The organism is Microbacterium sp. (genome assembly GCF_035554235.1).
Lineage (GTDB): Bacteria > Actinomycetota > Actinomycetes > Actinomycetales > Microbacteriaceae > Microbacterium.
The window spans coordinates 1-11,351 of sequence record NZ_DATMIO010000258.1 but is presented as its reverse complement, the minus strand read 5'-3'; the positions used below and the strand labels follow the sequence as shown (position 1 = coordinate 11,351).

Here is an 11,351-nt window from a genome sequence, read left to right as displayed (position 1 = left end):
TCCGTCACGCAGTATCTATCGGCGCTCTCGGCATCGAGACGATCGCCGAGCAGATGATGCCGGGGTTCCCAGATCTGTCCGACGAGTTCTACGCCACGTGGCACGCCTGGGTGGAGCAGTACGGATTCGTTCCCACAGCGCATGACATGTTCGCGGAGACGAAGCTGTACCGCGATCGCGACCGACCGACCGACGAACTGGTCGACGACCTCACGCGCGATATCGATCACACCCGCAAGCTCGGAGCAGGGATCATCCGGATCCTCGCCACCACGCCGCCTGAGGTCGTCGATCTCGCCGCCGGATACGCGGGCGAGAACGGTGTGCGACTGCTCACCGAGATCCACTCGCCCCTCCGGTTGGAGAGCCCCTGGTTCGACTCACACATGGCGAACGCGGAGAAGTGGGGACCAGGCGTCGTGGGCTTCATGCCCGACCTCGGCATCTTCGTACGACGCTTTCCACGGATCATCGCCGAGCGCGCGCTGCGCGACGGGGCCGATCCGGGCATCGTCCAGCGCGCGGTGGCCACGTATGACGATGGAGGGGATGTCGCAGCGCTGCTCGAACAGGTAGCATCCGGCACTCCCTCGCCGGCGGAGCTACGTATCGCGATGGCTGCGGGGCAGTACACGAACGAAGATCCGCGGGCGCTGCTGGCGTTCATGCCGTACATCGGGCACATCCAGGCCAAGTTCTACGAAATGGTCGATGACCGCCACGAGTTCTCGATCCCGTACGACGAGATCATCGCAGTTTTGAAGGAAGGCGGCTACGCCGGGTACCTCAGCAGCGAGTATGAAGGCAACCGGCACATCCAGGACGCCTTCCCGGTGGACAGTCGAGAACAGCTGCGGCGACATCACGCGATGATGTCAGGGCTTCTGGGTGAAGGGCAGGACAGCGATGTTTGACCGGTACATGATCGTCGAGGACTCGCTCCAGGATGCCGTGGACGACGGCGGCACCATCATCGGATTCCGCTTCCTCGCGCGTTGCGCGTACTACCGGCGCCTGATCGTGTCGATGGTCGAGGATCTCGAGATCACCGTGGACGATGTCCCCATTGCGCGCGACGCCATCCGCCTGAACGTCGCGGGAACGGGTCGCAAGACCCTCGACGACCTCGCCGGCACATACGACGTCGCATGGGAATTCGGCGAGCCGGCGGAGGTCGTCGTGGTGGGAACCGTCCTCGACGAGGGGGAGCATGAGTTGCGGCTCACGGAGCGGTTGCGGATCTCCTACGCTCCCGCTCCGACCGTCACGACGACGTCTCAGCGTCAGGGGCTCAGCCGGCCTTGAGCACCGTGAGCACCTTTAGCAAGTGGGACTACGAACTTATGCAAGAATCGCACGTGCCCTCCGCTGGATTCGCTTCCCGGGTCGATGTCGCCGACTCTCGGACGTCCGTCATGGCCATTCTCAATCTGGTGCGCTCCGGGCGCGCAGTCACGAGACCCGAACTCGAACAGGGGACCGGACTCAGCCGCGCCATGGTGGCCCAGCGCGTGGATCAGCTGATCGAGCTCGGCCTCCTGTCAGAAGGCGAGCTCGGCGCGTCGCGTGGAGGACGCGCTCCGCGTACCATCCGGTTCAACAGCGAGCGCGGCATCATTCTCGTGGCCGCGTTCGGCGCGCGTCACATTCGCACCGGCATCTCCGACCTCTCCGGACGCTTTCTCACCCGCCTCCATACCGATTGGAACATCGCCGACGGACCGGGACGCAGCCTGGGCCGGGCGGTTGAGATGCTCGCGGAGCTGCACGCGGGGCTGGTCGAGCGAGCACCCGTCTGGGGGCTGGGGATCGGCGTACCCGGGCCGGTGGACGCGCAGACCGGCCAGCTGGTCGCGCCCCCCAATATGCCGGGATGGGATGGGGTGGATGCCCGTGCAACACTCGCCGATGAGTGGGACGCTCCGGCATGGGTCGACACCGACGTCAACCTTCTCGCCCAGTCGCAGAGAGCGGTCCGCGCTGCGGAGGGGGTCGAGAATCTGCTCTACCTGAAGATGGGCACAGGAATCGGCGCCGCGGTCATCGGTGAGGGCAGACTTCTGCGTGGCGCCACCGGCGCGGCCGGCAACATCGGGCATGCCGCCTTCGGCGGCTCCGACATCCGCTGTCGCTGCGGAAAGACCGGCTGCCTCGAAGCGGTCGCGAGCGGATGGGCGCTCGGCGCCGAGGCCGAACGGCGGGCCCGCGCCGGAGAGGGTCCCCTCCTGCAGAAGATTCTCGCGGAGACCGGCGAAGTGTCCCCTCTCGACCTCGCGACCGCCGCGAGAGACGGCGATTCCGTCGCGATCGAACTCATTCAGCGTTCGGCGAAGTTCGCGGGGCATGCGCTGGCGATTCTGGTCGACACCGTCAACCCTTCGCATGTCGTCATCGGCGGTGCGCTATCCACCTCCGGCGAGCTCTTCCTCGCGAGCATCCGCTCTTCCGTCTACGAGAAGTCCCTGCCCCTCGCCACCAGGGATCTCGTCATCACCCGATCCCCTGCGGACGAGTTCGAGCCGCTTCGCGGCGGTTCGGTGATGGTCCAGCAGGGCCTGTTCGAGCAGACCTTCCTGAACTGGTTCCAATCCGGCTCGCCGGTCGCGAAGTAGCGCGGACCGCGCGCATGCCGGCAACCTTCCGCGCGTTCTCCTCCCCCGCATTCGGGATGTGGATCGGCTCGCTCTTCATCTCCGCGCTCGTCATGTGGATGCAGATGACGGCCCAGGACTGGCTCGTGCTCACCGTGCTCACGGACCACAACGCGCTCGCGCTCGGGGTCGTCGTCACGGCCCAGTTCCTGCCGCAGTTCTTCGTGTCACCCTTGGCCGGTTCGATCGTGGACCGCATGGACCGGCGCAAGATCCTGATCATCGTCCAAGCGATGCAGGCAGCCATCGCGACGACGCTCGCCATCCTCACCCTGACCGGTCTCATCGAATACTGGATGATTCTGGTGACGGCGTTGCTGCTCGGCTCGATCGCCGGCATCGAGGGAACGGCACGCCAGGCGTTCGTCGTCGATCTGGTCGACAAGGACCTTATGACCAACGCGGTCTCGCTGAACGCGGCGGCGTTCAACTCCGCTCGGCTCGTCGGGCCGGCCGTCGCCGGGCTCCTCGTCGCCTGGGTCGGCAGCGGCTGGGTGTTCGCCGTCGGAGCGATCGGGGCGATCGCCGCGATCCTTCTGATGATCCGTACGCGCGCACTGAGACGCCCCGCGGCCGATCGGCACGCGGACGATCGGGGAGGAGTGTGGAGCGCGGTGCGCTACGTCGCCGGGCGGCCCGACATCCTCATGCTTCTCGTCGGCGTCTTCCTGTTCAACTGCTTCGGCTTGAACACTCCCGTCTTCCTGGCCACCGCCGCGACGACGACCTACGGCGTCGACGCGGACGGCTTCGGCCTCCTCACCGCCTGCATCGGCCTCGGCGCGCTGGTCGGCTCCCTGATCACCGCGTCGTTCAAGCGATCGTCCTACGCCATCGTCATCGCCGGGTCGGCGGGCACCGCCGCGATCGCGGGCGTCGCTGCGATCGCGCCCACCTTCGGCTTGTTCGCAGCCCTCATGGTTCCCCTCGGTCTGGGGTTCATGCTGGTCGTGACATCGATCAACGCCCGGGTCCAGATGTCGGTCGCCGACTCCATCCGCGGAAGGGTGATGGGCATCTATCTCGCCGTGTTCATGCTGGGCGGGCCCGCGGGCGCCCTGATCTTGGGCGCTGTCGCCGACGGGTTCGGCGCACGGTCGGCGATGGTGTTCGGCGCGTGCGCGGCCGCGCTCGCGGGCATCGTGGTGACCGGTCTCGCGCTGGTTTCGAGTCGGCTGCAGCGGCGAAGCGTCAGCCCCAGGTGGGCGCACGAACCCGGATCTCTCGCGACGTCGGCGGGTCCCTAGGCGAGAGGGCCGGCCAGCGGGGGCGCCTCGCCCCCCGCATCCCGAGCCGCGGCATCCCGAGCCGCGGCATCCTGAACCTGCTCGGCGTCGCGCCCGGCGCCGCCCGCCCGGCGCGCGGCCCGCACGGCCCCGACGCTCGCGGCGATGACGAATGCCATGCCGACGATCTCGAGCCAGGTGAGGGTCTGCCCGAGGATGAGGAGCCCGGCGAGCGCGGCCGTCGCCGGCGAGAGGCTCATCAGGATGGCGAACGCCGCGGCCGCGAGGCGTCGCAGGGCGATCAGCTCCAGAGCGTAGGGGATCGTCGACGAGAGCACGGCCACGGCCGCGCCGAGCCCGAGGATCTCTGGGCGCAGCAGCGCCTCACCCGCGGAGAGGATGCCCAAAGGGAGCGCGAGCAGCGCGCCGAAGGCCATCGCGAGGGCGAGCCCGTCGAGCTTCTGGAACGCGCGACCGACCTTCGCCGACGCGAGGATGTAGAACGCCCAGCTCGCCGCGGCACCGAGGGCGAACAGCACGCCGACCGGGTCGAGGCGATCCCAGCCCCCGCCGCCGAGGGCCAGCACCCCGAGCAGCGCGAGCCCCGCCCACAGCCACGCCGACCGCGCACGCGCGACCACGATCGAGAGGGTGAGCGGCCCCAGCACCTCGATCGTGACGGTGATGCCGAGGGGCAGGCGTTCGAGCGCGAGGTAGAAGAGCCCGTTCATGACCGCCAGCACGGCACCGAATGCCGCGACGGCGAGCCAGCCGCTGCGCCCGTGCCCACGCAGGCTCGGCCGCGCGATGGCGAGCAGGATGACGGCGGAGAAGGCGAGCCGGAGCAGGACCATGCCGAGCGCCCCGACCTCCGGGAAGAGGAGGAAGGCGATCGCGGCGCCGATCTCCTGGCACGCCAGTCCGGCGACGACCAGGACGACCGCGTAGCCGGGCGCCCGGGTCGTCGGCGCCCGGGTCATGGGCGTCGCGTCACGGGATGGGGCAGACCGCGGCCTGCGTGACGGCCTCGTGGTACTGCTCGGCGGTCCAGGGCAGCCCGAACTCCGGCGCGGTCTGGCCGCTCGCGGCCGGCGCCTTCGAGGCGATCGCGGCGAGCTCCCAGGCGAGCGAGGCGCCGAGGCCGGCGCCGGCCGCACTGTTGTTGAGCACGACGGCGACGGTCATGCCCGTGCCGGGGTCGGAGTAGACGGCCGTGATGTAGCCGGGCATCGTGCCGTGCTGGCCGATGAGCGAGCCCGCGAGGAACGCGCCGCCCGTCGACTGCAGCCACGACGGGCCATCGGCGCTGACCGGAAGGGGTGCTGCCCAGCGGTCGGGCTGGCCCTCGGGCGCGAGCGCGCCGGCGGCGAGCGCCTGGGCGTACCGGCCCAGGTCGGTGATCGTGGAGGTGACCCCCGAGTCGGTGAACCCGATGCTCGACGAGAGAGGCGTGATATCGAGCGGCTCGGTGCAGTTCATGACCCCATCTGCGCCGGGCAGCGAGTGGTGCCCCAGGAGCACCGGCTCGGTCTTCGAAGGGGTCGCGGCGGCGGGGCGCGGGAGGCTGGAGCTCACCATGTCGAGCGGCTCGAACACGTACTGGTCCAGCAGCGCGGCGGCGCTCTTGCCCGATGCGCGCTCGAGCGCGAGGCCCAGCAGGATGTAGGCGGTGTCGGAGTCCCGGTAGGGCGAGTTCTCGCCGGTGAACTCGGAATACCCGAGCCCGAAGCTCGTCAGCTCCCTGGCGCCCCATACCCGCTTCGGGTTCGTCAGCCACTGGGCCTGCAGGGTCGGCTGGTAGGAGCCGATGCCCGAGGTGCCGTTGCAGAGCTCGAGCAGCGTGACGCCCTCGAGGTCGGGGACGCCCGTCACGTACTCGGAGACGCTGTCGTCGAGCCCGACGACACCGTCCGCGGCGAGCCGGTAGAGCACATCGCACGTCATCGGCCGGGTGGCGTCGGCGATGCGGAACACCATGTCGGCGTCGACCGGCGTGGCGTCGATCGACGACTCGGTGCCGAGGCCGGTGACCCAGGTGCCGCTCCAGGGCACCCAGACGCCGACGATCGCCCCGGATGCCCCGGCGGCGGCCATGGCGTGGGTGACGGATGCCTCGAGCTGGGCGCGCGTCGCATCGGGCAGTGGTCCATCGACCTGCGGCGGCGTGGAGATGGCGACGGATGTCTCGGGCGCGCAGCCCGAGAAGGCCAGGGCCAGGGCCGCGAGGCCGGCGACGACCGCGGTGGCGCGCACCTGCCGACGGCGCGCGGAGGCGCGCGCGGACGCGCTGCGTGCCCTCATCGTCACCCCCCGGTGCTCGTCGTCCGAGTCTATGCGTTACCGCTCGGCATCCCGTTATCGCGCACGCGTACTGTTATCGAGTGACTCACACATTCGACGAAGCCACTGTGACCGCCGTGCTGCGGCACATGAACGGCGACCACGCCGATGACAACCTGCTGATCGCCCGCGCTTTCGGCGATCCCCTCGCGTCGGGATCGGTCATGGTGGGCTTCGACGGCGACGGGGGTGAGTGGACGGTGTCGATGGCGGATGCCTCGACCGTCGCTCTGCGCGTGCCCTGGCCGGGCGGTCCCATCACCGAGCGCCCCGAGGTGCGTCGTGAGATCGTGGCCCTCTACGACGACGCCTGCCGGGTTCTCGGAACCGAGCCTCGCCCGCACGCGTGACACGGGGCTGCGGCGCAGGTTAGGTCACCCTTAGAATGGCGCCATGACCAATGTGGTGCCGTTCTCGTCTGCACTTCGCGAGCGCTCCAGCGGAGCCCACTCCGGCAGTGAGGGCGCGGGGTTCATGTCCGACCTCATCAAGGGCGAGGGCACCCGCGACGACTACGTCGCGCTCGTCGCACAGCACTACTTCATCTACGAAGCGCTGGAGTCGGCGACGGAGCGGATGCGCCACGATCCCGTCGCGGCGGTCTTCATCAGCGACAAGCTGACCCGCCTGCCCGCCCTCGAAGCGGACCTCGAGTTCTTGGTCGGTCCGGAGTGGCGCGACACCATCGGGCCCCTCCCCGCCACGAAGCGGTACGTCGCGCGCATCGCCCAGGTGGCGGCGACGTGGGCGGGCGGCTTCGTCGCGCACCACTACACCCGGTACCTCGGCGACCTTTCCGGCGGACTGTTCATCGGACGCCTCATGCAGCGCCGCTTCGGGTTCGAGACGAACGGCGTCGGCTTCTACCTCTTCGACGACATCGCCGACCCGAAGGCCTTCAAGGAGGTCTACCGCGAACAGCTCGACGCCGTGCCGTGGGATGACGCGGAGAAGGAGCGCGTGATCGACGAGGTGCTGCGCGCCTACCGCTTCAACACCGAGCTCTTCGAGGATCTCGAGCGCGCGAAGCGCGCGGCCGTCGCGTAGGCGCGGGCCCGGGCTATCCGATGCTCGGCTGGATCGGCGCGGCGCGGCCGCGCATGAAGCGCTGCACGTCCGGGTCGACGCGGATGTCGCCGGGTCGCAGCGGCCGCGAAAGGTACAGCCCCTCGATCGACGTCAGCCGGCTCAGGGCAACGTACGTCTGCCCGGGCGCGAACGCGCCCGAGCCCAGGTCGATGACGGCGCGATCGTACGTCTTCCCCTGCGACTTGTGGATCGTGACGGCCCACGCGAGGCGCAGCGGAAACTGCGTGAACTCGGCGACGATCTCGCGCGTCAGCTTCTTCGAGCCGGGATCGTAGGCGTAGCGGAACCTCTCCCACACGGCGGGTTCGACGTCGAACTCATGGCCATCGACATCCACCCGCACCGTCCCGCCGGCGATGCGGATGACGGTGCCGATCGTGCCGTTCACCCACCGCGGCGGCTCACCGAACACCCCGGTGTCGTTGCGCAGGAACATCACCTGGGCGCCGACCTTGAGCTTGAGCTCGGCATCCGCGGGATAGCTCGCCTCTCCCCGCCCGAAGTCACCGCTGATCTCGGCGTTCGCCGTCTGCTCACGGCCGGGGAGCGCGGCGAGGTGGCGGCGGTTGATGCTGTTCACGATGTCGTTGCGGGTCGCGAGGGTGATGATCGGCGACTCGGGATCGTCGGGGGGCGTGCGGGCGCCCGCATCGTTCAGGATGCCGGCGATCTCCGCCGTCACGACCCCGTGGCGCACGGCGTTGAGCATCGACTTGAACGCACCATCGGCCTGGCGGTGGATCTCGACGAGCTCACGGATGTGCAGATCGGCGCCGTAGCGGCCGACATCCATGATGCCGTCCGACCCGTCTGTCGAGGCGCCCGCCCAGACGTGCGCGTCGAAGAACCAGAACGAGCGGTAGTGGTCGTTGATGTAGCGCAGCTCGTCGCCGCGCGGCGGCACGGGCGCGAGTTGGTAGGGGTCGCCGAACATGACGACCTGCACGCCGCCGAAGGGCTCGGCCTTTCGGCCGCGGGCCTGGCGGAGCGCCCGGTCCATCCCGTCCATCAGATCGGCGTTCACCATCGAGATCTCATCGATCACGAGGGTGTCGATCGCGTTCAGGATCTTGCGCGTCGCGTCGGACTGGTCGATCTCGCTGTCGGCGATCAGCCCGATCGGCAGCCGGAACAGCGAGTGGATCGTCTGGCCCTCGACGTTCAGCGCGGCGACTCCGGTGGGGGCGCACACGGCGATCTGCTTCGATGTGTGCCACGCCAGGTGCTGCAGCAGCGTCGACTTTCCGGTTCCGGCGCGTCCCGTGACGAAGACATGCTCCCGCGTGTCCTCGATGAGGCGGAACAGGGCCTCCTGCTCCGCCGAGAGGGCGGGTGTGTTCACGGGTTCCTCACCGACGACGACGTCCCCCCATCGTAAACGGGTCGCTCCGGGCGCGTCGTCGCGTGTCGGCGGTCGATGACTCCTCGTCGGCGCTCTCTAGACTGGCGTCATGAGCCAGGGGGCGAGCGACGTGCAGCCGGGGGCTGTGGCGACGGTCCCCGATGCGGCCTCCCCTGCCACGACTCCGGCACCGCAGCCGGCCCCCGCACAGCGCCCGCTCGCGGTCGATCTGACGATCATCGCGCTCATCGTCGCCGCGCTGCTCGGCGCGTGCGTGGTCGGTGGCATCGCCCTCTACCGCGCCATGTACAGCCCTTCGGCCTTCGTCGAGCGCTACGTGGGAATGCTCGCGGCGGGTCGGGCCGCCGATGCCCTGCTGGTGCCGGGCGTCGCGATCGACTCGGCCCAGCTCGAGAGCGCCGGGCTCCCGACCTCGGCCTCCGACGCGCTCCTTCGCCGCGACGCGCTCGCGCCCCTGACCGATGTGACCGTCGTCTCCGAGACGGGCGACGGAGACGTCATCGAGGTCGTCGTGTCGTACTCGGCCGCCGGCCACTCGGCCAGCACGACGTTCGCGGTCGAGCGCAACGGCTGGATCGGATTCGTCCCCACATGGCGTTTCGCGAAGAGTCCGCTCACGGTCATCGACCTGACGGTCCGCGGATCCATGCGGTTCGAGGTGAACGGCTTCGATGTCGACAAGCGGCAGGTCTCGAAGGATGGCGCCGAGGCCGCCGCGCTCGACGCGGTGCCGCTCCTCGTGTTCTCTCCCGGCCTCTATGCGGTGTCGGTCGACACCGCGATCTCGGCGACGCCCGGTGTGCAGGTGCTCGCCGATGCGCCGCTCGCCGACGTGCCGATCGACATCCAGGCCGAGCCGACCGAAGAGTTCATCGGGGTCGTGCAGGCCCGGGTAGAGGAGTTCCTCTCCACGTGCGCGACCCAGCAGGTGCTGCAGCCGACGGGCTGCCCCTTCGGGTACTACGTGCAGAACCGCATCGATGAGCCGCCGGTGTGGACGATCACCACTCAGCCCACGGTCAAGGTGACGCCGAACGGCGCGGACTGGGTGATCCCTCCGGCGGAAGCCGTCGCGCACATCGAGGTCGACATCCGCTCGCTCTTCGACGGCAGGGTGAGCCACGTCAGCGAAGACGTGCCGTTCTTGGTCGACGGCACGATCGTGGTGCTGCCCGACGGAACGGCGTCGATCAGCATCGGCGGGCCGACCGAGCCATAGCGGCCGGCGCGGGGGCGCCGGCGACTACCGCGCCGGGCCCCGGGCCTGCCGCAGGGCGTCGCGCTCGGCGAGCGCGGCGAGCGTGGCGTTGTACTCCTCGAGCTCGGTGTCTCCCGTGCGGTCGGCGTGCCGGTCGCTTCGCCGCTGGGCGCGGTCATCGCTCCGGCTCCACTGGATCGCGACCGTGATGGCGAGGACCAGGGTCGGCAGCTCGCCGATCGACCACGCCACGCCGCCCCCCGCGTACTGGTCTTCGAGGGGTGTCGCGCCCCACGTGCGGCCCATCGCCCCGAACCACTCGGCGACCATCAGCCCGCTCTGCATCATGATCGCGATGCCGAAGAACGCGTGCATGGCCATGACCCCGATCAGCACGAGCAGGCGCCCCGCGTAGGGCAGGCGGTAGGGAATGGGGTCGATGCCGATCAGGGTCAGCACGAAGAGGTAGCCCGTGATGAGGAAGTGCGCGGTCATCCACTCGTGGCCGAGGTGGTCGTACAGCGACCAGCGGAACAGATCGGTGAAGTAGAACGTCCACAGCGACCCGACGAACAGACCGGCCGCGACGAAGGGATGGGTCAGCACGCGCGATACCGGCGACTGCACGGCCCACAGCATCCATTCACGGCCGCCGCGGGTGCCGTCATCGCGCTTGCGCGCCGCGCGCAGCAGCAGGGTGACGGGGGCGCCGGCGACCAGAAGCAGCGGAATGCCCATCGACAGGAGCATGTGGCCGACCATGTGGATGCTGAAGAGATAGTCCTGGTACGCATTGACGGGCCCGCACGTGACCCAGAAGAGCAGCGCGAGCCCGGCGCACCAGAGGAGCGTGCGGTACACCGGCCACCCGTCTCCCCGGCGGGACAGCCGCCGCACGCCGGCGAGGTAGAAGAAGACGCCGAATGCCGCGGCGAGCGCCCACAGCAGGTCGATGTCCCACGACGTGAACCAGCGCTCGAAGGTCAGCTCCGGCGGCAGCGGGGCTCCGGTCAGCACTTCGGCGGGCGAGCCGATCTCGGGGAGGGCCGACGTGCCGGGCGGGGCGGTGCGGGCGAGTGCGGCGGCCGCGCCGCTGGCGATCCCCATGAACGCCAGCTCGAGGGCGATGAGGCTCCAGAACCGCCGGGACGCCTCGTCACTTCGCGGTTCCTGAGCCTGCGTCGTCCTGAGCTTGTCGAAGGGTCGAACGGCGCCCGGCCCCGGCGCGGCATCCCGGCCCAGCGTGCCGATGAGCCGGAGGCGGTACCACGCGCCGAGCAGGCCGAGCGCGAGCAGGGCAGCGACCTTGACGAGCACCAGCAGCCCGTAGGGGGTCGCGAGCTTGTCCCACGCGCCGACGCCGATCGTGGCACGCGCAAAACCCGAGATCGCCACGACGACGAAGGCGACGAGGGCGATGCTCGAGTAGCGGGTGAGGATGACGGCGATGCGCTCGCGCGACACGACGGGGCGCACCACGATCA

Annotated in this window: 11 protein-coding genes; 7 read left to right on the top strand and 4 right to left on the bottom strand. The window is 69.5% G+C overall.

Going from position 1 to position 11,351, the window contains the following annotated elements; translation table 11 throughout:
• The 4 genes from VNT50_RS13030 to VNT50_RS13015 all read left to right on the top strand — a co-directional run.
• The coding region (locus VNT50_RS13030; protein WP_325485537.1) for an apurinic/apyrimidinic endonuclease family protein at positions 1-914 on the top strand (914 nt) is incomplete at its 5' end.
• A complete protein-coding gene (locus VNT50_RS13025; RefSeq protein ID WP_325485536.1) occupies positions 907-1,305 on the top strand; it encodes a C-glycoside deglycosidase beta subunit domain-containing protein in 399 nt (132 codons plus the stop codon). The genes VNT50_RS13030 and VNT50_RS13025, both read left to right, overlap by 8 nt.
• A 53-nt stretch (positions 1,306-1,358) precedes the next feature.
• Positions 1,359-2,612: an ROK family protein gene (locus tag VNT50_RS13020; RefSeq protein ID WP_325485535.1), complete on the top strand. Its 1,254-nt coding sequence runs from the start codon at positions 1,359-1,361 to the stop codon at positions 2,610-2,612.
• 14 nt (positions 2,613-2,626) lie between these two features.
• Positions 2,627-3,898, top strand: a complete 1,272-nt coding sequence (locus VNT50_RS13015; protein WP_325485534.1) for an MFS transporter — start codon at positions 2,627-2,629, stop codon at positions 3,896-3,898.
• Here the strand turns inward: VNT50_RS13015 and VNT50_RS13010 are convergent.
• Both VNT50_RS13010 and VNT50_RS13005 read right to left on the bottom strand, forming a co-directional pair.
• Positions 3,895-4,857 (bottom strand): EamA family transporter, encoded by a 963-nt coding sequence (locus tag VNT50_RS13010; protein ID WP_325485533.1) that lies wholly within the window; start codon positions 4,855-4,857, stop codon positions 3,895-3,897. The genes VNT50_RS13015 and VNT50_RS13010 overlap by 4 nt on opposite strands.
• A 10-nt stretch (positions 4,858-4,867) precedes the next feature.
• Positions 4,868-6,178, bottom strand: a complete 1,311-nt coding sequence (locus VNT50_RS13005; RefSeq protein WP_325485538.1) for a serine hydrolase domain-containing protein — start codon at positions 6,176-6,178, stop codon at positions 4,868-4,870.
• An 80-nt stretch (positions 6,179-6,258) separates the two neighbouring features.
• Between VNT50_RS13005 and VNT50_RS13000 the strand changes: the two genes are divergently transcribed.
• Positions 6,259-6,567 carry a DUF2470 domain-containing protein gene (locus VNT50_RS13000; RefSeq protein ID WP_325485532.1) on the top strand — a complete coding sequence of 103 codons (309 nt, stop codon included), beginning with the start codon at positions 6,259-6,261 and terminating at the stop codon, positions 6,565-6,567.
• Positions 6,568-6,610: 43 nt separating this feature from the next.
• Positions 6,611-7,264 carry a biliverdin-producing heme oxygenase gene (locus tag VNT50_RS12995; protein WP_325485531.1) on the top strand — a complete coding sequence of 218 codons (654 nt, stop codon included), beginning with the start codon at positions 6,611-6,613 and terminating at the stop codon, positions 7,262-7,264.
• A 13-nt stretch (positions 7,265-7,277) separates the two neighbouring features.
• On the opposite strand, the gene VNT50_RS12990 is transcribed toward VNT50_RS12995, so the two are convergent.
• Positions 7,278-8,648 carry an ATP-dependent DNA helicase gene (locus VNT50_RS12990; RefSeq protein WP_325485530.1) on the bottom strand — a complete coding sequence of 457 codons (1,371 nt, stop codon included), beginning with the start codon at positions 8,646-8,648 and terminating at the stop codon, positions 7,278-7,280.
• Positions 8,649-8,757: 109 nt separating this feature from the next.
• On the opposite strand from VNT50_RS12990, the gene VNT50_RS12985 reads away from it, so the two are divergent.
• The gene (locus VNT50_RS12985; protein ID WP_325485529.1) at positions 8,758-9,888 is read left to right on the top strand and encodes a hypothetical protein; all 1,131 of its coding nucleotides are present in this window, start codon (positions 8,758-8,760) and stop codon (positions 9,886-9,888) included.
• A 24-nt stretch (positions 9,889-9,912) separates the two neighbouring features.
• Here VNT50_RS12985 and VNT50_RS12980 read toward each other — a convergent pair.
• Positions 9,913-11,351: bifunctional copper resistance protein CopD/cytochrome c oxidase assembly protein (locus tag VNT50_RS12980; RefSeq protein ID WP_325485528.1), on the bottom strand; the 1,439-nt coding region annotated here is incomplete at its 5' end.

Bases quoted from the DNA above. Each gene is read 5' to 3' on its own strand.
- VNT50_RS12995 (WP_325485531.1), top strand. From the start codon at position 6,611: ATGACCAATGTGGTGCCGTTCTCGTCTGCACTTCGCGAGCGCTCCAGC.
- VNT50_RS12985 (WP_325485529.1), top strand. From the start codon at position 8,758: ATGAGCCAGGGGGCGAGCGACGTGCAGCCGGGGGCTGTGGCGACGGTC.
- VNT50_RS13015 (WP_325485534.1), top strand. From the start codon at position 2,627: ATGCCGGCAACCTTCCGCGCGTTCTCCTCCCCCGCATTCGGGATGTGG.
- VNT50_RS13010 (WP_325485533.1), bottom strand. From the start codon at position 4,857: ATGACCCGGGCGCCGACGACCCGGGCGCCCGGCTACGCGGTCGTCCTG.
- VNT50_RS13005 (WP_325485538.1), bottom strand. From the start codon at position 6,178: ATGAGGGCACGCAGCGCGTCCGCGCGCGCCTCCGCGCGCCGTCGGCAG.
- VNT50_RS13025 (WP_325485536.1), top strand. From the start codon at position 907: ATGTTTGACCGGTACATGATCGTCGAGGACTCGCTCCAGGATGCCGTG.